General features: G+C 77.2%; 23 protein-coding genes and 1 pseudogene. 10 read left to right on the top strand and 14 right to left on the bottom strand.

The features are described 5' to 3' along the window. Both ABD994_RS16300 and ABD994_RS16295 read left to right on the top strand, forming a co-directional pair. Positions 1-192, top strand: a pseudogene (locus tag ABD994_RS16300) (hypothetical protein); the annotation flags it as partial. Then, complete coding sequence (locus ABD994_RS16295; RefSeq protein WP_345416846.1) at positions 189-656, top strand: ferritin-like domain-containing protein; 468 nt, start codon at positions 189-191, stop codon at positions 654-656. The pseudogene ABD994_RS16300 and the gene ABD994_RS16295, both read left to right, overlap by 4 nt. A 48-nt stretch (positions 657-704) precedes the next feature. Here the strand turns inward: ABD994_RS16295 and ABD994_RS16290 are convergent, their stop codons facing one another. After that, positions 705-2,078, bottom strand: coding sequence for a hypothetical protein (locus ABD994_RS16290; RefSeq protein WP_345416843.1), 1,374 nt, complete (start codon positions 2,076-2,078; stop codon positions 705-707). Between the two features lie 115 nt (positions 2,079-2,193). Continuing rightward, positions 2,194-3,015 carry an SDR family NAD(P)-dependent oxidoreductase gene (locus ABD994_RS16285; RefSeq protein ID WP_345416840.1) on the bottom strand — a complete coding sequence of 274 codons (822 nt, stop codon included), beginning with the start codon at positions 3,013-3,015 and terminating at the stop codon, positions 2,194-2,196. A gap of 55 nt (positions 3,016-3,070) precedes the next feature. On the opposite strand from ABD994_RS16285, the gene ABD994_RS16280 reads away from it, so the two are divergent. Then, positions 3,071-3,475, top strand: a complete 405-nt coding sequence (locus tag ABD994_RS16280) for a secondary thiamine-phosphate synthase enzyme YjbQ (RefSeq protein WP_345416837.1) — start codon at positions 3,071-3,073, stop codon at positions 3,473-3,475. Here ABD994_RS16280 and ABD994_RS16275 read toward each other — a convergent pair. Then, complete coding sequence (locus ABD994_RS16275; RefSeq protein WP_345416834.1) at positions 3,462-4,649, bottom strand: ROK family transcriptional regulator; 1,188 nt, start codon at positions 4,647-4,649, stop codon at positions 3,462-3,464. The genes ABD994_RS16280 and ABD994_RS16275 overlap by 14 nt on opposite strands. Positions 4,650-4,703: 54 nt before the next feature. On the opposite strand from ABD994_RS16275, the gene ABD994_RS16270 reads away from it, so the two are divergent. The 5 genes from ABD994_RS16270 (at position 4,704) to ABD994_RS16250 (ending at position 9,202) form a co-directional block, all read left to right on the top strand. Next, positions 4,704-5,354, top strand: a complete 651-nt coding sequence (locus ABD994_RS16270; protein ID WP_345416831.1) for an HAD-IA family hydrolase — start codon at positions 4,704-4,706, stop codon at positions 5,352-5,354. Then, positions 5,351-6,598, top strand: coding sequence for an MFS transporter (locus tag ABD994_RS16265; protein ID WP_345416828.1), 1,248 nt, complete (start codon positions 5,351-5,353; stop codon positions 6,596-6,598). Before ABD994_RS16270 ends, ABD994_RS16265 begins: the two co-directional genes overlap by 4 nt. A 142-nt stretch (positions 6,599-6,740) precedes the next feature. After that, on the top strand, positions 6,741-7,991 hold the full coding sequence (locus ABD994_RS16260) for an alpha/beta hydrolase family protein (RefSeq protein WP_345416823.1): 1,251 nt from the start codon (positions 6,741-6,743) through the stop codon (positions 7,989-7,991). Next, positions 7,988-8,695: a DUF1345 domain-containing protein gene (locus ABD994_RS16255; RefSeq protein ID WP_345416820.1), complete on the top strand. Its 708-nt coding sequence runs from the start codon at positions 7,988-7,990 to the stop codon at positions 8,693-8,695. Before ABD994_RS16260 ends, ABD994_RS16255 begins: the two co-directional genes overlap by 4 nt. Before the next feature lie 12 nt (positions 8,696-8,707). Further along, positions 8,708-9,202 (top strand): hypothetical protein, encoded by a 495-nt coding sequence (locus tag ABD994_RS16250; RefSeq protein WP_345416817.1) that lies wholly within the window; start codon positions 8,708-8,710, stop codon positions 9,200-9,202. A 3-nt stretch (positions 9,203-9,205) separates the two neighbouring features. On the opposite strand, the gene ABD994_RS16245 is transcribed toward ABD994_RS16250, so the two are convergent. The 5 genes from ABD994_RS16245 to ABD994_RS16225 form a co-directional block, all read right to left on the bottom strand. Then, positions 9,206-10,951, bottom strand: coding sequence for a proline--tRNA ligase (locus ABD994_RS16245; protein WP_345416814.1), 1,746 nt, complete (start codon positions 10,949-10,951; stop codon positions 9,206-9,208). A gap of 62 nt (positions 10,952-11,013) precedes the next feature. Further along, entirely contained in the window at positions 11,014-11,922 is a 909-nt protein-coding gene (locus ABD994_RS16240) for an endonuclease domain-containing protein (RefSeq protein ID WP_345416811.1), read from the bottom strand. A gap of 117 nt (positions 11,923-12,039) precedes the next feature. Continuing rightward, complete coding sequence (locus tag ABD994_RS16235) at positions 12,040-12,804, bottom strand: hypothetical protein (protein ID WP_345416808.1); 765 nt, start codon at positions 12,802-12,804, stop codon at positions 12,040-12,042. A 125-nt stretch (positions 12,805-12,929) separates the two neighbouring features. Continuing rightward, complete coding sequence (locus tag ABD994_RS16230; RefSeq protein WP_345416805.1) at positions 12,930-14,051, bottom strand: cysteine--tRNA ligase; 1,122 nt, start codon at positions 14,049-14,051, stop codon at positions 12,930-12,932. Further along, positions 14,012-14,449 (bottom strand): LapA family protein, encoded by a 438-nt coding sequence (locus ABD994_RS16225; RefSeq protein WP_345416802.1) that lies wholly within the window; start codon positions 14,447-14,449, stop codon positions 14,012-14,014. The genes ABD994_RS16230 and ABD994_RS16225 overlap by 40 nt, the downstream gene beginning before the upstream one ends. Before the next feature lie 122 nt (positions 14,450-14,571). Between ABD994_RS16225 and ABD994_RS16220 the strand changes: the two genes are divergently transcribed. Further along, the gene (locus tag ABD994_RS16220) at positions 14,572-15,234 is read left to right on the top strand and encodes an alpha/beta fold hydrolase (protein WP_345416797.1); all 663 of its coding nucleotides are present in this window, start codon (positions 14,572-14,574) and stop codon (positions 15,232-15,234) included. On the opposite strand, the gene ABD994_RS16215 is transcribed toward ABD994_RS16220, so the two are convergent. Beyond that, positions 15,229-16,059, bottom strand: a complete 831-nt coding sequence (locus ABD994_RS16215; RefSeq protein ID WP_345416794.1) for an SDR family oxidoreductase — start codon at positions 16,057-16,059, stop codon at positions 15,229-15,231. The genes ABD994_RS16220 and ABD994_RS16215 overlap by 6 nt on opposite strands. Before the next feature lie 77 nt (positions 16,060-16,136). Between ABD994_RS16215 and ABD994_RS16210 the strand changes: the two genes are divergently transcribed. Further along, positions 16,137-17,054, top strand: a complete 918-nt coding sequence (locus ABD994_RS16210) for a LysR family transcriptional regulator (RefSeq protein ID WP_345416791.1) — start codon at positions 16,137-16,139, stop codon at positions 17,052-17,054. Here ABD994_RS16210 and ABD994_RS16205 read toward each other — a convergent pair. The 5 genes from ABD994_RS16205 to ABD994_RS16185 are packed head-to-tail and all read right to left on the bottom strand — an operon-like array spanning position 17,032 to position 22,328. Beyond that, positions 17,032-17,379, bottom strand: coding sequence for a cobalamin biosynthesis protein (locus ABD994_RS16205; RefSeq protein ID WP_345416788.1), 348 nt, complete (start codon positions 17,377-17,379; stop codon positions 17,032-17,034). The two genes, ABD994_RS16210 and ABD994_RS16205, sit on opposite strands and share 23 nt — an antisense overlap. Further along, complete coding sequence (locus ABD994_RS16200; RefSeq protein WP_345416785.1) at positions 17,380-18,246, bottom strand: alpha/beta fold hydrolase; 867 nt, start codon at positions 18,244-18,246, stop codon at positions 17,380-17,382. Continuing rightward, positions 18,243-19,646 carry a cobyrinic acid a,c-diamide synthase CobB gene (locus ABD994_RS16195; RefSeq protein WP_345416782.1) on the bottom strand — a complete coding sequence of 468 codons (1,404 nt, stop codon included), beginning with the start codon at positions 19,644-19,646 and terminating at the stop codon, positions 18,243-18,245. The genes ABD994_RS16200 and ABD994_RS16195 overlap by 4 nt, the downstream gene beginning before the upstream one ends. Before the next feature lie 28 nt (positions 19,647-19,674). Then, the gene (gene cobO / locus ABD994_RS16190; RefSeq protein ID WP_345416779.1) at positions 19,675-20,289 is read right to left on the bottom strand and encodes a cob(I)yrinic acid a,c-diamide adenosyltransferase; all 615 of its coding nucleotides are present in this window, start codon (positions 20,287-20,289) and stop codon (positions 19,675-19,677) included. 56 nt (positions 20,290-20,345) lie between these two features. Then, positions 20,346-22,328: a VWA domain-containing protein gene (locus ABD994_RS16185; protein ID WP_345416864.1), complete on the bottom strand. Its 1,983-nt coding sequence runs from the start codon at positions 22,326-22,328 to the stop codon at positions 20,346-20,348. Positions 22,329-22,421 lie beyond the last annotated feature (93 nt).

Raw genomic sequence — 22,421 nt, 5'->3', positions numbered from 1 at the left:
GCCGCGGGCGCGACCCCGGCCCCGGCGACGCCGACGGCGAGCGCGGAGGCCGCGGTCACCGCGCTGCGCGGCTCGCTGGGCCGCGCGCACGACGCCGCGGGCGCCCTGGCCCTGACCACCGCGTCGTACCGCTGCGGGCTGCTGACCTCGGTGGCGGCGAGCTGCGCGGGCTACGCGACGGTGCTGGCATGACCACACCGGGCGGCCTCGACGACGACCTGCAGGGCGCCGTCGTCGCCGCGCTCGGCACGGAGCACGCCGCGGTGTGGACCTACGGGCTCGTGTCGGCGTTCCTGCCGGGCTCGACGGCCACCGCCCTCGCGGCCGCGTCGCTGCGCCACCGGGAGCGCCGGGACGCCGTGGTGGCGCTGCTCGCCCGCGACGGGGTCACGCCGCCGCCCGCCGCCGCGGCCTACCGCCCGCCCGCGCCGGTCACCGACGCCACGTCGGCCGCCGCGCTCGCCGTGGTCGCGGAGGAGGACGTCGCCGCGGCCTGGCGGGCCGTCGCCGACCGCACGGAGCCCACCGACGCGGACCTGCGCCGCCTCGCCCTCGACGCCGTCACGGACTCGGCCACGACCTCGGTCACCTGGCGCACGCTCGCCGGCCGGACCCCGCCCGTCCCCGCCTTCCCGGGGGATGGCTCCGCCACGTGAGTGATGTGGGTCGTGGGGACGACCCGGATCACTCACGAGGCGAAGCCCTCACCGCAGGGCGAGACCGGCGCGGGAGATGCGGTCGAGGGCGGCGCCGTCGGTGAAGCCCGGGTCGATCCCGTCGGCCTCGGCCACGACGACGCGGTCGCCGAGCTGCGCGGAGGCGTAGCCCTGGCCGGTCAGCGCCGGCGGGGCACCGGGGTAGCCGCGCTGCTCGCGCAGCAGGTCGGAGATGTTGCCCGTGCCGTCGCTGTCCACCAGCGAGCGGAACGCGCCCGCGGTGGTGGTGTCGGCCAGCTGGACGGTGGCCACGGCGACGACGATCTGCTGGCCGTCCGCCACGCCCGACCACAGCGAGCGGTCCAGGTGGAGGCACGGCCGCTCGCGCAGGAACGACGCCGCCTGGCGGTAGGCGTGGCCGTCGCAGGTCGCGTCGGTGGTGGCCACCTGGCGGGTGAAGGTGATGCCGTCGACGGTGCGGGTGACGGCCGCGTCGGGGGTCGGGTCGCCGCCGGTGGCCGCGCGGCCGACGAGGAACGCGAGGCCCAGCGCCACGAGGAACGCGGCGACCGCGGCCAGGGTCAGCCCGCGCCAGCCCCAGACCCAGTCGGGCAGCCGCCCGCCGTAGCGCCCGCGGGACGCGGCGCGGCCGGACCGGGACACGAGCCCGCCGATGGCCCCGCCCGGCGGTGGCGGTCCCGAGGACTCGGGCGCCGAGGATCCGGGCGCCGAGGCGGGCAGCACCCCGGTCCGCGGCAGCGAGCCGGACCGGCTCGCGGGGACCGGCACCGGCGCCGTCTCCGGCGAGGCGCCCGCGCCGAGCGCGGGGGTGCCGGGGTCGAGGAAGCCGGCCTCGGCCAGGCGCGCGTCGCCGGGGTCGTGCTCGGCGAGCCGGAACGCGACGAGCAGCCGGCGCACGTCGTCGCCGTCGAGCACGCGGAACGAGCCGACGGGAGCGGCGAGCGCGGCGCGCGTGGCACCCGCGCCGGACTCGTCATCGTCACCGAGGGTCGCCAGGACGCGCCGGGGCGCCCCGCAGGGCGGGTCCGGCAGGCCGAGGAGGCGGTCGAGCTCGTCGGCGGCCTCGCGGGCCGTCGCGCCGGTGCGAGGGGTCCGGATCCGCGCCGACCCGGTAGCAGGGGTGGCGGGCTCGCGCGTCAGCAGCGCCCCTCCCCCGGCGCCGACGGCCGCGCGGGCCGCGTCACGCGCCGCCTCGCGCTCGCCCGCGGGCAGCGGCGCGAGGCCGAGCACGCCGTCCGGGCGCACCACGACGGCGTCGAGGACGCCGTCGGGGCCGCCGGGCAGCGCGACCGCGAGACCGGGGACGGGGCCGCCCGCCTCCGCCTCCTCGAGCAGGGCGCGGACCCGCGCCACCCGCTCCGGAGCAATACCGAGACGGGGATCGGGAGCCAGGACCAGCATCCGATCCTCCACGTTCGGGGGACAGGGACCGCGCTCAACGTAGCCGAGACGGTCACGATCCGATCACGACCCCCGTCCGCGGCGCGTGACGGGGGGGGGTCGGGCGCGCTCCCGGCTAGCGGGAGAGTCGCCGCCGCTCACCGACACGGGCCACCAGCGGGACGGCCACCCGGGCCAGCGTCGGCAGCGTCGCCGACGTGCGCTGCAGCGCCGCCCGCCAGCCCGGGACGGTGCGCATGGCGCGCCGCGAGCCGATGAGGTCCATGGCGGCGTCGACCACCTCGTCGACCGACAGCAGCCGGGTGCCGGTGAACAGCAGGGCGGCGCTGGGCCGGTGGGCGACGTTGCTCACCAGGGAGGTGTCGACGACGTCGGGGCACAGCGAGCGGATGCGGACGGGCCGGCGGGCGGCGGCGAGCTCGATGTCGAGGGCCTGCGAGTAGCTCAGGGCGGCGGCCTTGCTGGCCCCGTAGAGCGCGAAGCCCGGTGTCGGGCCGAGACCCGACAGCGACACGACGTTGAGGACGTCCCCGCGGCGCATCACCTCGACCGCGGCCCGGCTGCCGTGCACGACGCCGAGGGTGTTGACCTCGAACGTCGTCGACACCTCGTCGTCGGTGGCCTCCCACGCCGGGGCGGTGCTCAGCACGCCGGCGTTGTTGACCCACACCGTCACGTCGCCCAGTGCCGCGGCGGCGAGCGCGACGGCGCGGTGTGCCGAGGGGTCGCGCACGTCGAGGGGCATGGCGGTCGCCGGCCCGTCGAGGGCCTCGGCGGTGGCCTGCGCCGCGGCGCCGTCGACGTCGGTGACGACGAGGTGGTGGCCGCGCGCCGAGAGCGCCGCCGCGAGGGCGGCGCCGATGCCCCGGCCCGCGCCGGTGACGACCGCGACGGCGACGTGTCCGGAGCCGCGTTGCTGGGAGGGGTCGGGGTGCACGGCGCGCATCCTGCACCCTCGGAGGTCCCCCGCGCGGGCCCCTACCCTCGGTCGGGTGTTGAGCGAGGAGATCGAGGTCCGCACCGGTGGGCGGGAGACCGTCCGCGACATCACCGGGGAGTGCACGCGCTTCGTCGACGGGGCGGGCGACGGCCTCCTCCACGTGTTCGTCCCGCACGCCACGGCGGGCGTGGCGATCATCGAGACCGGCGCCGGCAGCGACGACGACCTGCTCGCCGCGCTGCGGGAGCTGCTCCCCGCCGACGACCGCTGGTCGCACCGCCACGGCTCGGCGGGCCACGGGCGCGACCACGTCCTGCCCGCCCTCGTCGCCCCGTCGATGTCGGTGCCGGTGATCGGCGGGCGGATGGCGCTGGGCACCTGGCAGTCGGTGTGCCTGGTCGACACCAACGCCGACAACCCCACCCGCAAGGTCCGCCTTAGCCTCATCCCGGGTTGATCGCGGCCAGCCCCTCCGGGCTCGTCGCGTGGTCCAGCGCCAGGGCCGCGGCGCCGTGCAGCGCCCCGTCGTCGCCGTGCACCGCGTCGAGCACCGGCACCGGACGGTCGCGCCGGAAGGCCATGAGCCCGCGCAGGTAGGCCTCGTCGAACCCCGGCGCCGCGCGCAGGCCGCGGGCCAGGCCGCCGAGGACGACGACGTCGGGGTCGTGGACGTGCACCACCCCGGCGACGCCGCGCGCGAGCCCCGCGGCGGCGGCGCTGACCGCGGCCACGACCGCGCCGTCGCCCGCGGCGCACCGCCCCAGCACGGCCTCGGCGTACGACCGCGGGTCGGCGGGGACGGTGTCGCCGAGCAGGCGGGCGAGGGCGCGACCGTCGACCTCCGGACCCCAGCACCCCGACGCCCCGCAGGCGCACCGCCGCGCCGGGTCGCCGAAGGGCAGGTGGCCGTACTCCCCCGCCGCGCCGTGGGCGCCGAGGTGCGGGCGCCCGTCGAGCAGCAGGGTGCCGCCGAGGCCGACCTCGACGGTGAGGAACACCGCCGTCCGGGCCCCCGCGGCCGCGCCCGTGCGGGCCTCGGCGACCCCGGCGAGCGTCGCGTCGTTGCCGACGCGCAGCGGCACCGGCTCCGGTCCGAGGCACCGCGTCACCGAGCCGAGGTCGACGGCGTCCCACGCCAGCTCGGTGGCGTGCACGAGCCCGTCGTCGGAGCCCGGGGCAGGGGCGGCGAGGCCCACCGCCACGACGCGGTGCCCGGCGCCGATCTCCGCGACGGCCCGGCACAGGCCCGCGGTCACGCCGGCCGGGTCGCGGTCGTGACGGGCGGCGACGACGCCGGTGACCTCGCCGTCGAGGCCCGCGAGGCCGACCCGCCAGTCCTCGTGACGGACGTCGACGGCGACGACGCGCGGCCCGCCGGGCGCGGCGTCGAGCGACGTCGTGGGACGGCCGCGGCCCTGCACGGGCGCCCGGTGCTCGCAGAGCCAGCCCGTCTCCCGCAGGCGCGTGACCGTTTCCGTCACCGACGCGCTCGACAGGCCGAGCCGGCGCGCGAGCTCGACGCGGGTGATGCCGGGCGTGCGGCGGACCTCGTCGAGCACCTCCGCGCTGGTGCGCCACCGGTCCACCCGGGCGCGACCCGGCTCACGTCCGGTCTCCGTTGACGCGCTCATGACCCTGATTATGCTCGGAGAACGAGGATATTCGCTGCCCCGGAAGGAACCACCGTGGTGCTGCCGCTCCCGGCGCCCGCACGAACCGGACCGTTCTCCGCCGTCCTGCTCGACATGGACGGCACCCTGGTCGACTCCGACGCCGCCGTCGAGCGCTCCTGGCGGACCTGGGCCCGCCGGTGGGGCGCCGACCCGGCCGCCGTGCTCGCGGTGATGCCGGGCCACCCGGCCGAGGCGACCGTGCGCCGGGTCCGGCCGGACCTCGACGAGGCCCTGGTCGCCGCGGCGACCCGCGACCACCTGGAGCACGAGTACGTCGACCTCGACGACGTCGTCGCCGCCCCGGGCGCCGCGCAGCTCCTGGCGGAGCTCGACGCGGCGTTCCTCCCCTGGGCCGTGGTGACCAGCGCCGACACGCGGCTCGCCCGCGCGCGCCTGGGCGCCGCCGGTCTCGGGTTCCCCGTGCTCGTGCCGCGCGACATGGTCGCCGCCGGCAAGCCGGACCCCGAGGGCTACCTCACGGCCGCCGAGCTGCTCGGCGTCCGGCCGTCCGAGTGCCTCGTCGTCGAGGACTCGCCGGTCGGGGTCGCCGCCGGCCGCGCCGCGGGCGCCACCGTCGCGGGCCTGCGCGGCGTGGACGCCGACCTCGCGATCGACACCCTGCACGACGTCCTGCCGCTGCTCCCGCTGGAGGTCCCCGCATGACCCCGCCCACCTCCACGGAGACCCCCGCCCCCGCAGCGCCACCGGGGCCCGCCCCGGTGGCGGCGCCGGAGCGCACGAGCCGCGTCCCGGTCGGCGTCAGCCTCGCCGCCCTCTCGCTGGGCGGTCTCGCCATCGGCACCACCGAGTTCGCGAGCATGGGCGTGCTGCCCGGCTTCGCGTCCGACCTCGGCGTCTCCGTCCCGACGGCCGGGGTCGCCATCAGTGCCTACGCGCTGGGCGTCGTCGTCGGCGCCCCGCTGATCGCGCTGGTCGGCGCCCGCTGGCCGCGCAAGAAGCTGGTCGTGGCGCTGGCGGTGTTCCTCGTCGTCGCCAACGCCCTGTCCGCGCTCGCCCCGTCGTTCCTGCCGTTCGTGGGCCTGCGCTTCCTCGCCGGCCTGCCCCACGGCGCCTACTTCGGCACCGCGGCCGTGCTCGGCGCGGCCCTCGTGCCGCCGGAGCGGCGCGCCCGGGCGCTGGCGACCGTGATGCTCGGGCTGACGATCGCCAACATCATCGGCGTCCCCGCCGCCACCTGGCTGGGCGAGACCTTCGGCTGGCGCAGCGCCTACGTGGCGGTGACCGCCATCGCGCTCGTCACCGTGCTGGCCGTGACCACGCTCGTGCCGAACCCCCGCGAGGCCGGTGGCGGCAGCATCCGCGGCGAGCTGACCGCGCTGACGCGCCCGCAGGTCTGGCTGACGCTCGGCGTCATCGCCGCGGGCTTCGGCGGCCTGTTCGCCGTGTACAGCTACATCAACCCGATCCTGACCAACCAGGCCGGCGTGTCGGCGACGACCGTGCCGCTCATGCTCGGCGCGCTGGGCATCGGGATGACCGCGGGCAACGTCGCCGGCGGGCGGTTCGCCGAGCGCGCGCCGCGGGCGACGATCGCGATCGCCCTCGTGGTCTATGCCGCCGTGCTCGCGGGCTTCACCCTCGCCGCGCACGACGCGATCGCCGCGACCGTGGGCCTCTTCGCGCTCGGCTTCGTCGGTCTGTCCGCCGGGCCGGCCCTCATGGGGCGTCTGATCGACTTCGCCGCCGAGGGCCCGTCCCTCGCCGCCGCGAGCTTCCACTCGGCGTTCAACGTCGCCAACGCGCTCGGCGCGGCGCTCGGCGGCGTGGTCCTCGCCTCCGGGCTGGGCTACGACGCGCCGGCCGCGGTCGGCGCCGCCCTGCCCCTGATCGGCCTCGTCGTCCTCGCCGTGTCGGTGGGACTGGAGCGCCGGCAGCGGGTGAGCTGACAGCAGGTAGTCGCAGCGCAGCGGTCACAGCGGCCGAACGAGCGAAGATCTCTCATCGCGATCGCCGAGACCCTCGCCTGGCGTGGCACACCGTGACTATGTTCCCGGTGACCGCTGCCCTGCCGATCTCGGGAGCCCGACGATGTCCACCTCCACGTCCAGCACCCCGCGGGTGGACTTCGTCGGCGACACCGGGCCGGTCCTGCGCACCGGCGACACGTCGTTCGACGCCCAGCTCGACCGCTCGCTCACCGCCGCGATGCGCGGGGCCGCCGACCTCGGCGAGGTCGGCGCGACCGCCGGCCGGATCACCCCGGGGGATCTCGGCTCGTGGCGGCACGAGTGGCGCACGACCGCCGACGCCGTGCGCGCCGAGGGCGACGAGAGCCTGGCGGCCGGCCACCGCGTCAGCGCGCGGCGCTGCTTCCTGCGCGCCTGCGAGTACTACCGCCAGGCCTTCTTCTTCGCCCGCGACGACCTCACCCGCCAGGACCTGCAGGACGACTACGCCGCCCACGTCGACGCGTTCCGGGCGGCGGCGGCCCTCATGGACCACCACGTCGAGACGATGGAGATCGAGCGCGACGGCGTCGTCGCCGCGGGCTACCTGCTCCGCCCGGCCGGTCCCGACGCCCTGCGGCCGACCGTGATCGCCCCCGCCGGCTACGACTCGACGGCCGAGGGCGGCTACCTCGACGCGGCGGTCGGCGCCCTCGAGCAGGGGTGGAACTGCCTCATCGTCGAGGGCCCGGGGCAGGGCGGCGTGCTCTACCGGCGCGGCCTGCCGCTGCGTCCCGACTTCGAGACCGTCCTGCGCCCGGTGGTCGACTGGCTGGTCGACCGTCCCGGGGTCGACCCCGCGGCGCTGGTCCTGCTCGGGCGCAGCTTCGCCGGCTACCTCGCCCCGCGCGGCGTCACGGGCGACGACCGCATCGCGGCCCTGGTCTGCGACCCCGGCCAGTACGACTTCGGCCGGGCCCTGCGGGGCCGGATGGGCGACGCCGTCTGGCAGCGCGTCCTCGACCACGACCCCACGCTCGACGCGGACCTCGCCGGCCTGCTCGCCGATCCCCAGCGGGCCAACGACTTCCGCTGCCGGATGGCCACCCACGGCGTGTCCACGCTGAGCGACTACTTCCGCGCGCTCGCCACGTTCACCCTCGACGGTCTCGCCGACCGCATCACCTGCCCGGTGCTGGTCCTCGAGCCCGAGGGCGACTTCGCCTCCACCGGCCAGAGCGAGCCCTTCGTGGCCGCCGTGGGCGGGCCGGTGACACGGCACGCCTTCACCGCCGCCGAGGGCGCCGCCGGGCACTGCGAGGGGCTCGGCCAGTTCCGGTTCGAGCGCGTCGTGCACGACTGGATCGCCACGACGCTCGCCCGCCCGGCGTGACGGACGTCGACACGCCGGCCCCGTCCACCCCCCGCCTCTGCCGCGACGCCGCCCGCGGGTCGGTGGCCCTGGCGGTGGCCGTCGTGCTGACGCTGCCCGTCGGGATCGTCCTGGACGGGACGACCTTCCTCTCCGAGCACCTCTGGTCGTCGCGGGCGATCCTGTTCCTCGTCGGCTTCGACCTGTTCGCCGTCGTCTACACCGTGCTGACGCTGCGGACGTTCGGCCGCGTCGGGCCCGAGGGGTTCCACGCCCGGATGCGGGCGCGCGACGCGACGCGGTCGGGCGTGCCGCGGCGGTCCGCGCTCGGTGGCGGGCCGGCCTTCGCGCTCGAGGCCACGATCGTGGCGCTCGCCGCGGCGCTGGTGCTCCCGCACGTCCCCGACCTGGCCGCCGACGACCTCGTCCTCGCGCCCCTGACCCTGAGCATCCTGTTCTGCTCGTGGGCGCTGTCGATCGCCGCCTACGCCGTGCACTACGCGCAGCGCGACCTCGACGAACCCGGCCTGGACTTCCCCGGGACGCGCACCGGCGACTTCGCCGACTACCGGTACTTCGCCCTCGCCGTCGCGACGACGTTCGGGGCGACCGACGTCAGCATCACGACCCCCGCGATGCGGCGGGTGGTCAACCTGCACACGTTGTTGACCTTCGTCTACAACTCGGTGATCGTGGCCCTGCTGGCCTCGTTCCTCATCCGCTAGGAGCCCGACGCCGTGGGTGCTGCGACGGACCTCGACCGGTGGCACGACTTCGGCGTCGGTGTGGCCGGCGCGAGCGCGGCGCTCGCCGGCCTGCTCGTCGTCGCCGTCTCGATCAACGTGCAGGCGATCCTCACCGGCCGGGGGCTGCCCGAGCGCGCCGCCGCGACGCTGGTCATGCTCACGACGCCGCTGCTGGCGTCGGTCGTGCTCCTCACGCCGGACCTCGCCCCCGGCCTCGCGGGGACGGCGCTGCTCGTCATCGGCGCCGTCGCCGGGGCGGCCCTGGGGTGGTGGCACCGCGTGCGGCCGCCGCAGCGCAGCCGCCTGCAGTGGTTCCTCTCCCCCGTGCTGCCCTCCGCCGCGACGGTCGTGCCGACCGCGCTGGCGGGCCTCGGGCTCCTCGTCGACGGGGCCGGCGGCCTCTACTGGCTGCTGGTGGCCGTCCTCGCCGCGATCGTCGGCGGGCTGAGCCAGGCCTGGGTGCTGCTCATCGAGATCCTGCGCTGAGGGTCAGGGGGCGAGCTCGGCCACGACGTCGTCGACCGGCACCTCGCGGCGGACGCCGGACGCGCGGTCGGTGACCTCGACGACGCCGTTCGCGAGCCCGCGCCCGACCGTCAGCGTGGTGGGCATGCCGAGCAGCTCGGCGTCGGCGAACTTCACGCCCGGCGAGGCCTTCCGGTCGTCGAGCAGGACGTCGAGCCCTGCCGCGGCCAGCCCGTCGGCGATCGCCGTCGCGGCCTCGGCCTGGGCCGGGTCCTTGCCCGCGACGACGATGTGCACGGCGTACGGCGCGACCTCGGCCGGCCACACGAGACCCTTGTCGTCGGCGTGCTGCTCGGCGATCGCGGCCACGGCGCGCGTGACGCCGATGCCGTAGGAGCCCATCGTGATCGTCGCCGGCTTGCCGTCGGACCCGAGCGCGGTGAGCCCCAGCGCGTCGGCGTACTTGCGGCCGAGCTGGAAGATGTGGCCCATCTCGATGCCGCGGGCGGCGACGAGCGTCCCGACGCCGTCGGGCGAGGGGTCGCCCTCGCGGACCTCGGCGGCCTCGATCGTGCCGTCGGGGGTGAAGTCGCGACCGGCGACGAGGTCGACGACGTGGCGGCCGTGCTCGTCGGCGCCCGTGACCCAGGCCGTGCCGGTGACGACGCGGGGGTCGACGAGGTAGCGCACGCCGTTCTTGGCCAGCCCGACCGGGCCGATGTAGCCCTTGGTGAGGAACGGGTGGGCGGTGAAGTCGGCGTCCTCGAGCAGCGCGACCTCGGCCGGGGCCACCGACGCCTCGAGGCGCTTCATGTCGACCTCGCGGTCGCCGGGGACGCCGACGCCCAGCAGCGTCCACTCGCTCGCGCCGGGCAGCCGCGTCTTGACCATGACGTTCTTCAGCGTGTCGGCGGCGGTGAACTCGCGGCCCAGACCAAGCCCGTTGACGTGCGCGACGAGGGTCTCGATCGTCGGGGTGTCCGGGGTGTCGTACACGACCGCCTCGGGCTTGTCGGCGACCGACTGCTCCGGCGGCGGGGTGGTCGTCACCGCCTCGACGTTGGCGGCGTAGCCGGACTCGGGCGAGCGGACGTAGGTGTCCTCACCGGCGGCGCACGTCGCGAGGAACTCCTCGGACTTCGACCCGCCCATCGCGCCGGACATGGCCGAGACGACCTGCACCTCGAGGCCGAGGCGGTCGAAGACGCGCAGGTAGGCCTCGCGGTGCTTCGCGTAGGACTCGTCGAGACCCTCGTCGGTCATGTCGAAGGAGTACGAGTCCTTCATGACGAACTCGCGGCCGCGCAGGATGCCCGCGCGCGGGCGCTCCTCGTCCCGGTACTTCGTCTGGATCTGGTAGAGGATCACCGGGAAGTCGCGGTACGAGCTGGTCTCCCCCTTGACCATGAGGGTGAACAGCTCCTCGTGCGTCGGGCCGAGCAGGTAGTCGGCGCCCTTGCGGTCCTTGAGGCGGAACAGCGCGGGGCCGTACTCGGTCCAGCGGCCGGTGGCCTCGTAGGGCTCGCGGGGCAGCAGGGCCGGGAAGTGCACCTCCTGCCCGCCGATCGACGCCATCTCCTCGCGGATGACGCGCTCGACCTTCTCGAGGATCCTCATCCCGAGCGGCAGCCACGAGTAGATGCCGGGGGCGACGCGGCGGACGTAGCCGGCGCGGACGAGCAGCTTGTGGCTGGTCACCTCGGCGTCGGCCGGGTCCTCGCGCAGCGTGCGCAGGAACAGCCCGGACATCCGCGTGACCCCTCGTGCCATGTTCCGAGCGTAACGACGGGCCGGGAGCGGGTTGCACCGACGGTGGCGCCCGTCGGCCGTGATCACCGCGCCCGCAGCGTCGCCACCAGCCGGGCCAGGAAGGCGTCGGGGCGTTCGCGCAGCTCGTACCAGTGGGTGCGGAGGACGACCCAGCCGGCGGCGGCCAGGGCCGACTGTCGCGGGCCGTCGCGCAGGAAGGCGCGCAGGTCCCGGTGGTACGCCCACCCGTCGACCTCGACGATCACCTTCTCGGCGGCGAACACGACGTCACCGACGGCGCGCCCGTAGCCCGGTAGGACCACCTCCGTGTTCGCGGTCCAGCCCCCGAGGCTCGCAGCGCGGAGGCGCCGGTGCAGCTCCCGCTCCGCCCACGACCGCGCCCCGCCCTCCGCGAGGGCGATGAGCTCGGCGCCGACCGGCGCTCCGCGACGCCCCGAGTAACGGCGGTGGGCGGTGCGGAGCCTCTCCAGGGTCACGGCCTCCCGCAGCAGGGCGCGGTCCGCGAGCCGGGCGCCGTCGTCGACGCCGAGGTCGGCCGCGGCGTCGAGGACGGACAGGGAGCGTGTCGTCACGGAGAGCCCGTCGACGCGGGTGCGGTCGTCCGGCTCGATGCGCCGGCGCGCGACGTCGACCTCGTCGCGCGGCCGCGGGCGCCGATCCGGGGGCACGGCCACCTGCGGACGGGCCGGGGCCGTGTCCCAGAGGCGCCACCACCACGCCGCCGACGTCCCGACGAGCGTGGCCTCCGGGCCCAGCGACAGCAGCGCGCCCACGGCCCGCGACCGGGGCGTCGCCTCGTGCTCGGCCACCTGGTAGACCCGCGGGCCGGCCGGGAACCACGCCCTCGCCGCGACACGGCGGGCCACCGCCTGCCGGGAGAGGCCGACGGCCGCGGCCTGCTCGAGGCTCACCCCGCCGTGCTGGCGCCGGACCAGCTGGCGGAACCTGATGCGCTGCTCATGGGTGCTCACACGGGGTTCGACGCAGCGGGACCGCGAGCGGATCCGTCCCTCTCGCGCATGATCGAGGTTCGCGTAGCGTGCGTTCCGCTGAACGAGACGTCCGCTCCGCGGAGGTCGATCACTGCGTCAGAGGCCGAGGGCGAGGAAGGCCGCGACGGCCAGGTTCACGAGCTGCGGGATGATCCACACCGCGGCGACCGCCGCCAGCGCGATCAGGAAGATCAGGTAGACGCGGCGCCGGCGTCGGCGCCGGTCGGCTGCCCCCGCCTCGCGCGCCGCGGCCTCCCGCGCCGCCGCGTCCCGCGCCATCGCCGGTGAGACGGGCTCCGCGCTCGGGAGGGTGGACACCCGCTCCTGCTCGGCGCGCTCGCGGGCCTCCCGCTCGGCCTGCTCCCGGGCGTCGCGCTCGGCGCGTTCCCGGGCTTCGCGTTCGGCCTGCTCCCGGGCCTCGCGCTCGGCGCGTTCCCGGGCTTCGCGTTCGGCCTGCTCGCGGGCTTCCTGCTCGGCGCGTTCCCGTTCCTCGCGTTCGGCCTGCTCGCGGGCTTCCCGCTCGGCGCGCTCCCGTTCCTCGCGCTCCGCCTGCTCGCGGGCTTCCTGCTCGGCGCGCTCCCGCTCCTCGCGCTCGGCCTGCTCGCGGGCTTCCTGCTCGGCGCGCTCCCGCTCGGCGCGCTCCCGCTCCTCGCGCTCGGCCTGCTCGCGCGCCTCCCGCTCGGCGGTGTCGTCGGCGGGTGGGTCGGCGACCGGCGCGTCGACGAGAGCGTCGTCGTCCGGGGCCCGGCGGGGGGCCGGAGCGAGCGTCACGTCGCCCGGGCCGCCCCAGACCTCGTCGGCCGGGCGGGGTTCCGGGTGGAGTTCGTCGTCGCGACGCCACCAGCGCGTCCCTGCCGCCACGCGGCCCACCTCCCCTCGCCGCCCCGTGCGCCCCACCAGCATCACCCGGCGCGCGGCACCACGGTAGGGGGACACGCGGCGAGCCGCCCCCGGACACGCGGGAGCAGTTGCGCAGGCCACGACCCTCAGGCCAGGCCGAGCACCGCCAGCGCCGTGCGGGCGGCCTCGCCGCCCTCGGTCTCGGCGACGGCGAGCGCGCCGGGGACGTCGAGGTCGTCGAGGAGCCGCTCGAGCACGGCGGCGGATGCGGCGTCGCCGTCCACGTGCCGCGCGGCCGCCGCGTACAGGCGCTCGAGCCGCGCCTCGGCGGCGTCGAGGGCACCGCGCTCGACGTCCCACGCCCCGGCCCACGCGCGGTCGAGCAGCAGCAGGCGGACGGCCGCGGCCGAGTGGGTCTCGAGCAGCTCGCCGACGAGGACGAGGTTGCCGGCCGACTTGGCCATCTTCTGCCCCCCGACCCGCACCGTCCCGACGTGCAGGCGCGCCCGCGCGAACGGGTGCACGCCCGTGACGGCCTCGGCCATCGCGGCCTGGGTGGTGTGGTGGGGGTGGCGGAGGTCGGCGCCGCCCACGTGGAGGTCGACGGCCGGGCCGAGGACCGTGAGCGCCATCGCCGCGCACTCCGCGTGCCAGCCCGGGCGGCCGTCGCCCCACGGGCTGGGCCACGCCGCCTCGCCGGGGGCGGCCGGACGCCAGACCAGCGCGTCGCCCGGGTCGTCGGCGCCGGCCCAGGGCGTCTCGGCCGAGGTCTCGTCGGGGTCCGGCGACGTCTCCGCCGCGGGGAGGCGGTCGGCGCGGAACAGCACCGCGCCGTCGCGCTCGTACGCCGCACCGCGCTCGAGCAGGGCCGCGGCCAGGGCGACGACGCCGTCGACGTGGTTGTGGGCGCGCGGCTCGTGCGTCGGCGGCCGCACGCCGAGGGCGGCCATGTCGCGGTCGAAGCGGAACTGCCCGACCGCGGCGAAGCTGTCGTAGCGTGCCCCGGCCCGCTCGGCGGCGGCGTCGAGGACGTCGTCGACGTCGGTGACGTTGCGGCAGCTCACGACCTCGATGCCGACGCGGCGCAGCACCCGGGTGGCGACGTCGGCCCACACGAACGTCGCGGCGTGGCCGAGGTGGGTGGTGTCGTACGGCGTGATGCCGCAGACGTAGGCGCGGGCGCGGCCGACCAGCGGCAGCGCCTCCCCGGACAGGCGCAGCGACGGGCTCACCGGCCCGCCCCCGTCCGGCGGGAGGCCCGGCGCCACTGCACCATCCGCCCGAGTCCGGGGATGGCCAGCAGCAGCACCCCGGCGATCGCGGCGAAGAGCAGCCAGATGCCCAGCGGCAGCGTGGCCTCGAACCACAGGAACGCCACGCGCGCGGGGTCGAGGTTCTGCAGGACGAAGACCAGCAGGAACACCAGCACGACGGCGCCGAGGATCAGCCCGATCCACGCTCCGCCGATCTTCGTGCGCCCCGGCGAGGTCCGGATGCGGGGACGCGCGGCGGCCGCGCCGTCGGGGATCGTCGGGTGGTCGACGGGCCCGGCCGCCGGTGTCGTGGACGGTGCCGCGGCGACGTCCGCGCGCGACACCGCCCCGGTGCCGGGGCTCGTGGGCCCGTCGGCGGGCGACGGCGCGCCGTACCGGGGCTGCTCGGTCATGGCGCCATCCTCCCCCGTCGCGGCGCCGATCGTGAGCCCCGGGCTCCCAGAACCGATGCTTATCGGGGGCAGCTGCACCATCTCTTGGACGCATGGCCGGGCGACCAGCAGGCTCTCCGACCATGACGACCTACGTGCTCGTGCCCGGCATGTGCCACGGCGGCTGGTGCTTCGACGACCTCGCCGCCGAGCTGCGCGCCGCCGGCCACACCGTGGACGCGCTGACGCTCACCTCCGTCGGCGACCCGGACGTCGCGCCCGACCCGGCCGTGGACCTCGAGACCCACGTCGCCGACGTCGTCGCGGCCCTCGACGCCGCGGGAGGGCCCGTGGTCCTCGCCGGGCACAGCTACGGCGGGGTGCCGATGACCGTGGCCGCCGACCGGCGCCCGGAGGAGGTCGCCGCGCTCGTGTACCTCGACGCCTTCGTCCCCCGCGACGGCGAGACCGCGCGGTCGATGACCGACGACGCCCAGCGCGCCTGGTACGACGAAGGCCGGGCGACCGGGCTGGTCCCCCGCCCGGGGTTCTTCGACCCCCGCGCCACCGACCACCCACTGGCCACGCTCGAGCAGCCGGCCCGGCTGCGGACCGACCTGTCGCGCACGCGCCGGGTCTACGTCTACGCGACGAACTGGGGCGGGACGCCGTCGCCGTTCGGGCCGACCCTCGCGCGGCTGCGCGGCGAGCCGGGCTGGACCGTCCACGAGCTCGACGCGGCCCACAACCTCATGCGCGACGCGCCCGACCAGCTGCGGGACGTGCTGCTCGACGCCGCCTCATGACCGCACGGCGGGCAGGTCGGTGGCCCCGGCCGTCTCCCGCTGCGCCTCGGCCTCGTCCAGCCGCCGGCGCAGTGCGGTCGTGACCAGCGACCAGGCGTCCGAGCCGAGCAGCACGCGGCGCGGCACGCCGTCGGCGCGGCGCGGCGCGTCCCCGGCGGCGATGATCTCCGCGACCGTGCGGGCCTGGTCGCCGGGCATGTCCTCGACCGCGACCCGCGGCCCGTGCAGGTGGCCGTACGCGGGGAGCTCCGGGGCGGTGCGGGCGGCGTCGTAGAACGTCGTGCGGATCATCCCCGGCTCGACGAGGACGACGTCGATCGCGAGCGGCGCGACCTCCGCCGCGACCGTCTCGGCGAAGCCCTCCAGGCCCCACTTGCTGGCGTGGTAGAGCGAGAACGCCGGGAAGGTGACGTGCGCGCCCATGCTCGACACGGGCATCAGCCGTCCCCCGCCCTGCGCGCGCAGGTGGGGCAGGACGGCCCGCACGAGCTGCACGACCGCGGTCAGGTTGGTGGCGAGCACGCGCTCGACGTCGTCGTCGGCGAGCTCCTCGGCGGCACCGAACACGCCGAGCCCGGCGTTGGGCACGACGACGTCGATGCGCCCGAGCGCGGCGAACGCGGCGTCGACCACCTGGCGCTGGGCCGCGGTGTCGGTGACGTCGAGGGCCCGGACCCAGAGGCGGTCGCCGTGGGCGGCGCGCAGGTCGTCGAGCTGGTCGGGGTGGCGCAGGGTGGCGGCGACGCGGTCGCCGCGGGCGAGCAGCTGCTCGGTGAGCTCGCGGCCCAGCCCGCGGGAGGCGCCGGTGACGAACCAGGTCTTCATGGGTTCCACCCCACGCCCGGCCGGGCCGCGGATCAACGGCGTCGAGCGCCACGGTCCGACAGGCATAGCCTGCCGGTGTGGAGCTGCGGCAGCTCGAGTACGTGCTCGCGGTCGCCGAGGAACGCCACTTCGGGCGGGCCGCCGAGCGCCTGCACGTGCGCCAGCAGTCGGTGAGCGAGCAGGTCCGCCGCCTCGAGCGCGAGCTCGGCGCGCCGCTGTTCGCCCGCACGAGCCGGCGGGTGGCGCTCACCGCGGTCGGCGAGGCGTTCCTGCCCGAGGCCCGGGCGACGGTGCTCGCGGCCCGGCGGGCCGGCGAGGTCGCGCGGCGTGCCGCAGCGGCCGGCGGCGGGGAGGTCCGCGTCGGCTACGCCGAGGACCTCGGGTCGCGGCTCTTCGAGCTCGCCGCGCCCCGGCTGGCGCGTCGGGACCCGCCGGTGCACCCGGTGCCCGTCCCGCTGGGCACCCGCGAGCAGCTGCGGGCGATCGTCGAGCGCCGCCTGCCCGTCGGTCACGTCTGGCAGCCCGCGCTGCCGCCGGAGCTCACGTCGCTGTGCACCACCCGCGAGCGGATCGTCGTCGTGGTCGGGGCCGACGACCCTCTCGCCGCGGCCGGGGCCGTCGACCCGGTGGCGCTCTCGGGCCGCCCGCTGGCGCTCGTGCCGCGCCGCACCAACCCGTGGGTGCACGACCACTACGTCCGCGAGCTCACCGCCCGCGGCACCCGCGTCACCGTCGCCCGCCAGGACGCGGTCCGGCTCGACCGGCTGCTGCCCCTGGTGCTCGCCGGCACCGCGATCGGGCTGACCACCGAGCGCGCCGCCGCGGGCGTCGCGGGCACCGGCGCGGTCGCGCTGCCCCTCGAGGGCCCGCCGCTGCTGGTGGAGCACCACCTCGTGTGGCGGGCCGACACCGCCGACGTGGCCGTCCTCGCAGTCGTCGACGTGGTGCGGGAGCTCGTCGCCGAGGGCGCGCTCAGCGCGCCACCGCCACCGTGACGCCGCGGCCGCGCTGTTTCGGCACGACGAGCTCGCCCCCGCCGAGCTCCCGGGCCGCGAGCAGCGCGGCCGCCTCGGCGACGCTGCCGGTGCCGGTCAGCCGGCGCACCACGGCCGAGGGTGTCGGCACCGCGACCGCGTCCAGCGCCGCGGCCGGGTAGCAGCGCAGCACGCGCCCGGCGGCCAGGGCGGTGACCGCGGGCTCGGTGGCGCGGGTGTCGATGGTGGCGACGACGTCCACGCGGGCGATACCCAGGACGTCGACGGCCTCCCGCAGGTGCGCGAGCGGCGTGCCCGGCTCGATCCCGACGCCGAGGACGACCATCTACGGCGTCGCCAGGGCGTCGAGGACGTCGCCGATGTGGTCCTGGATGGAGAGGTGGCCGGTCGCCGGGAGCCGGTGCACGCGGGCCAGGCCGGCCGGCAACCGGGCGGCGATGTCCTCGGCGTGGTGCATCGGCACCATGCCGTCCTCCTCACCCTGGAAGATCTCCACGGGTGCGGTGACGGCGGACCAGTCGAGGTGCCACGGGCCCGCCCAGAGCCGGTACTCCTCGATCACCCCGGCGGGCCCCTGGCGCAGCGACTCGAGGAAGAACGACATCTCCTCGGCCGGCGGCCGGCGGGCGAGGAACTCCCGGTCGGGCGCCGCGAGCTCCCCCGCGATCTGCTTGATCGCCATGCTCGGCGCGAGCCTGGTGGCGAGGCGCTGGATGCGCAGCATCGTCGCCGCGCGGGCGGGGCGCTGCTCGATCGTCTCGAGCAGCTCGAGGTCGGACGCGGCGAGCCCGTCGCGGGCTCCCGGGCGGTCGTCGATCGGGCCGGCGCCGGCCATCAGCGCGGTGCCGGTCACCCGCGGGCCGCAGCCCGCGGCACAGGCGAGCGCGAACGGGCCGCCGGCCGAGTAGCCGACGGTGGCGAACCGGTCGAGGCCGAGGACGTCGGCGAGGGCGGTGACCTCGTCCGCGTAGCCGGCGATCGTCCGGCCCGGGACGGGGTCGGAGCCGCCGATGCCGCCGCGGTCCGGGCACAGCACGCGCAGCCCGCGCTCGCGGGCGGGGGCGTCGGCGAAATCCTTGCCCAGCCGGCTGTCCGGCGTGCCGTGGAAGAGGAACACCGGCGCGCCCTGCGGGTCGCCGAGATCGACGAGGGCGACGGTGCGCCCGTCGACGGTGACGCGGCGGTCGGTCACGAGGGCCTCCGGCCAGGTGAGTGGTTCGGGTCGTCATGACGACCCTTACCACTCACGTGGCGGAGCCATCGAGCCACACCCGCCGGACGGCCCGCGGGGTGCGTGTGCAGGTAGGAGGCGTGCACGCCCCCGGTGACGAAGCCCTCGGGCTCCGCGCCGTCCCATCGCCACGCCGGCGCGGCCCCGCTGCGGGGCGTCGTCACCGTGCGGTGGAACTCGTGGCCGGTGACGGTCTCGCCGGCCGCCGCGAGCGGCGAGTCCGCGGCGGCCGTCGCGGTCCGGTAGCCCAGCGAAAGCCGCGGGCCCATGGCGGCGTCGGCGTCGAGCACGCCGCACATCGGCGCCCCGTCGAGGGTCCGGGAGAGGTAGAGCAGGCCCCCGCACTCCGCGTGCACCGGGCCGCCCGCCGCCGCGAAGTCCCGGACGGCCGCCCGCAGCGGCGCGTTGGCGCTGAGCGCCTCGACGTGCTCCTCGGGGAACCCGCCGGGCAGCACCAGACCCGCCGTGCCGGCGGGGAGGGCCTCGTCGCGGGCCGGGTCGACGGTCACGACGCGCGCGCCGCCCGCGGCGAGCAGCTCGGCGTGCTCGGGGTAGCCGAACGTGAACGCGGGCCCCCCGGCCACGGCCACGACGGGCTCCCCGCCCACCGGCCCGCCGACCGCCGCGGCCGGGTCCCAGACCGGCGCGGCCGTCGCCGGCGCCGAGCGCGCGAGGGCGACCACGGCGTCGAGGTCGACGTGCGCGGCGACCAGCCCCGCCATCGCGTCGACCGCCGCCCGCGCGGCCGCCCCGTGCTCGGCCGCGGTGACCAGCCCCAGGTGCCGCGACGGCACCGCCAGCTCGGCGTGGCGGGGCAGCACCCCGAGCACCGGCAGGCCGACCTCGGCGCACGCCGACCGCAGCACCTCCTCGTGGCGCTTCGTGCCGACGCGGTTGAGCACGACGCCGGCCAGGCGCACCCGCGGGTCGAAGGCGCGGAACCCCGTGAGCAGCGCGGCGACCGAGCGGGCCTGTCCCCGCGCGTCCACGACGAGCACGACCGGGGCGTCCAGGAGCCGGGCGACGTGGGCGGTGGAGCCGTCGCCGTCGGGGTCGCGGCCGATCCGCCCGTCGAACAGACCCATGACACCCTCGACGACGGCCAGGTCGGCGCCGCGCGCCCCGTGCCCGACGAGGCCGGGCAGCGTCGCGGGGTCGACGAGCACGGGGTCGAGGTTGCGGCCCGGGCGACCGGCGGCCAGGGCGTGGTAGCCGGGGTCGACGTAGTCCGGGCCGACCTTGAACGGCGCGACGGCCGTCCCCTGCGCGGCGAGGGCGCCCAGCAGGCCGGTGGTGACGGTGGTCTTGCCGCTGCCCGACGACGGCGCGGCGACGACCACGCGTGCCGGCAGGGCTGTCATCGGGTCGAGCTCCGCTCCGCTTCGTCTCCTACCACTCGATCCCCTTCTGCCCCTTCTGCCCGGCGTCCATCGGGTGCTTGATCTTCGTCATCTCCGTGACGAGGTCGGCGGCCTCGACCAGCGCCTCCGGGGCGTCGCGGCCGGTGACGACCACGTGCTGGTGGCCGGGCCGGTCGCGCAGCACGGCGACCACCTCGTCGACGTCGATCCAGCCCCACTTGAGCGGGTAGGTGAACTCGTCGAGCACGTAGAAGTCGTGGGCGCCGGCCTCGAGGCGACGCCGGATCTCGGCCCAGCCCTCGCGGGCGGCGGCCGCGTGGTCCTCCTCGGACCCCTGCTTGCGCGACCACGACCAGCCCTCGCCCATCTTGTGCCACTCGACGGGGCCGCCCTGCCCGGTGTCGCGGTGCACGTCGCCCAGGGCGCGCAGGGCGGTCTCCTCGCCCACGCGCCACTTGGCCGACTTGACGAACTGGAACACCGCGATCGACGACCCGGCCGTCCACTGGCGCAGCGCGAGCCCGAACGCTGCCGTCGACTTGCCCTTGTTCACCCCGGTGTGCACGACGAGCAGCGGCCGCCGGCGACGCTGCCGCGTCGTCAGCCCGTCCTGCGGCACGGTGCTCGGAACGCCCTGCGGCACGGCCTGTCCTCCTTCCCGATGTGAGCAGTTGCGGCCCGTATACGGGCCGCAACTGCTCACGAGGCCCGGAACTGCTCCACGACGCCGGCGACGGACTCGCCGGTCAGCTCGTCCAGGGTGACGACGGTGCCGCCGGCGACCCGGGCGACCTGCCCCGCGAGCCCGAGGCGCACGGGCCCGGACTCGCAGTCGACGACGACCGTGCTCATGCTGGCGCCCCGCCCGGCCGCGCCGGCGTCGCGCGCCAGCCCCCGGGCCGCGTGCAGGGCCGCGTCGAGCCCGCCCGACGCCGTCGCCCGCCCGTCGGTGAGCACCACGAGCAGCCCGCGGCGGCGGGGGTCGCGGGTGCGCTCGGTGCGCAGCACCGCCCGCGCGGTGCGCAGCCCGTCGGCGAGCGGGGTGCGCCCGCCGGTGCGCAGGTCGTGCAGGCGGGCGTGGGCGGCGTGCACCGACGTCGTCGGGGGCAGGGCCACCGCCGCCGACGTCCCGCGGAAGGTGACGACGCCGACGCGGTCGCGGCGCTGGTAGGCGTCACGCAGCAGGGCGGCGACGGCGCCGGTCACGGCGGACATCCGCCGGCGCGCGGCCATCGACCCCGAGGCGTCGACGCAGAACAGGACGAGGTTGCCCTCGCGGCCCTCGCGCACGGCGTGCCGGAGATCCTCGCGCGCGATCCCCACCCCGCGCCCGGCCGCGGCCAGGACGGTGGCGGGCACGTGCAGCGTCGTGTCCCCGCGCGCGTCGGGGACGGCCCGCACGACCCGGCCCTGGCGGCCCTGGGCCCGCGACCGGCGCCCGGGCGCGCCCTCGCCGGTGCCCCGGACCTCGAACCGGCGGGCCCGCAGACGCGTGCGCGCCGGGGCGCCCACCGGGACACCCGCGGGCTCGGGCTCGGACGGCGCGGGGGGCGGCGCCGGGGAGGGCTCCGCGGACGACGTCGCCGGCGCCTCCGCGCTCGCGGGCGGTGGCGCGCCCCCGCCGTCGGGTCCTCCCCCGTCGGGCCCGCCGCCGTCGGGCGGGCTGCCACCGCCCGGGCCGCCCTCCGGTGGCTCCGGCGGCTCGGGCGGCTCGGGCTCCTCCGACGCCGCCTCGTCCGCCTTGTCCATCGCCTCGTCGAGCTCGTCGTCGCCGAGGTGCGGCTCGTCGAACGGGTCGCGGCGGCGCCGGTGCGGGAGGGCGAGGCGGGCCGCGGCGCGGACGTCCGTCGCGTCGACCGCCGCCGCCCCGCGCCAGGCGGCGTGCGCGACGGCCGTGCGGGCGAGCACGACGTCGGCCCGCATCCCGTCGACCTCGACCTCGGCACACAGCGCCGAGATGCGCACGAGCTCGGCGTCGGGCAGCGCGACCGCCCCGAGCCGCGCGCGGGCCTCGACCAGCCGGGCGCGCAGGGCGTCCTCGTCGCCGGCGAAGCGGGCGGCGAAGGCGTCGGAGTCGGCATCGTGGGCCAGGCGCCGCCGCACGACCTCGGTGCGCTCGCCGACGTCGCGGGACGCGGCGACCTGCACGGTCAGCCCGAAGCGGTCGAGCAGCTGCGGGCGCAGCTCCCCCTCCTCCGGGTTCATGGTCCCCACCAGCAGGAACGCGGCCGGGTGGGTCAGCGAGACGCCGTCGCGCTCGACGTGCGCGCGGCCGGTGGCGGCGGCGTCGAGGAGCAGGTCGACGAGGTGGTCGTGCAGCAGGTTGACCTCGTCGACGTAGAGCACGCCGCGGTGGGCCGCGGCGAGCAGGCCCGGCCGGACGGTGGCCCGCCCGCGCGCGAGCACCTCCTCGAGGTCCAGCGAACCGATCACGCGGTCCTCGGAGGCGCCGACGGGCAGCTCCACGAGCCGCACGGGACGCCGCTCCCGGGCCGCGTCGGCCGCGAACGGCCCATCGGGGCTCTCCTCGCCGGCGTCCGGGTCGGTCGAGAACCGGTCGCCGGCGACGACCTCGACGGGCGGCAGCAGCGTCGCCAGCGCGCGCACGATCGTCGTCTTCGCGGTGCCCTTCTCCCCGCGCACGAGGACGCCGCCGATGCCCGGGTCGACCGCGGTGAGCATGAGGGCCAGGCGCAGGTCCTCGTGGCCGACCACGGCCGAGAACGGGAACACGGAGGAGTCCTAACGGGTCGGGAGACGAGCGGGCCGACCCTA

The sequence above is a fragment of the Actinomycetospora chlora genome (genome assembly GCF_039542135.1).
In the GTDB taxonomy this organism is placed as follows: domain Bacteria; phylum Actinomycetota; class Actinomycetes; order Mycobacteriales; family Pseudonocardiaceae; genus Actinomycetospora; species Actinomycetospora chlora.
Note: the sequence above shows the minus strand (reverse complement) of the source record. Positions and strands in the feature narration are given on the sequence as shown.

What these genes read in the sequence shown, in the direction of transcription:
- ABD994_RS16295 (WP_345416846.1), top strand. Translation starts at nt 189, where the DNA reads ATGACCACACCGGGCGGCCTCGACGACGACCTGCAGGGCGCCGTCGTC.
- ABD994_RS16290 (WP_345416843.1), bottom strand. Translation starts at nt 2,078, where the DNA reads ATGCTGGTCCTGGCTCCCGATCCCCGTCTCGGTATTGCTCCGGAGCGG.
- ABD994_RS16275 (WP_345416834.1), bottom strand. Translation starts at nt 4,649, where the DNA reads ATGAGCGCGTCAACGGAGACCGGACGTGAGCCGGGTCGCGCCCGGGTG.
- ABD994_RS16265 (WP_345416828.1), top strand. Translation starts at nt 5,351, where the DNA reads ATGACCCCGCCCACCTCCACGGAGACCCCCGCCCCCGCAGCGCCACCG.
- ABD994_RS16260 (WP_345416823.1), top strand. Translation starts at nt 6,741, where the DNA reads ATGTCCACCTCCACGTCCAGCACCCCGCGGGTGGACTTCGTCGGCGAC.
- ABD994_RS16245 (WP_345416814.1), bottom strand. Translation starts at nt 10,951, where the DNA reads ATGGCACGAGGGGTCACGCGGATGTCCGGGCTGTTCCTGCGCACGCTG.
- ABD994_RS16225 (WP_345416802.1), bottom strand. Translation starts at nt 14,449, where the DNA reads ATGACCGAGCAGCCCCGGTACGGCGCGCCGTCGCCCGCCGACGGGCCC.
- ABD994_RS16220 (WP_345416797.1), top strand. Translation starts at nt 14,572, where the DNA reads ATGACGACCTACGTGCTCGTGCCCGGCATGTGCCACGGCGGCTGGTGC.
- ABD994_RS16215 (WP_345416794.1), bottom strand. Translation starts at nt 16,059, where the DNA reads ATGAAGACCTGGTTCGTCACCGGCGCCTCCCGCGGGCTGGGCCGCGAG.
- ABD994_RS16205 (WP_345416788.1), bottom strand. Translation starts at nt 17,379, where the DNA reads ATGGTCGTCCTCGGCGTCGGGATCGAGCCGGGCACGCCGCTCGCGCAC.
- ABD994_RS16195 (WP_345416782.1), bottom strand. Translation starts at nt 19,646, where the DNA reads ATGACAGCCCTGCCGGCACGCGTGGTCGTCGCCGCGCCGTCGTCGGGC.
- ABD994_RS16185 (WP_345416864.1), bottom strand. Translation starts at nt 22,328, where the DNA reads ATGCTCACCGCGGTCGACCCGGGCATCGGCGGCGTCCTCGTGCGCGGG.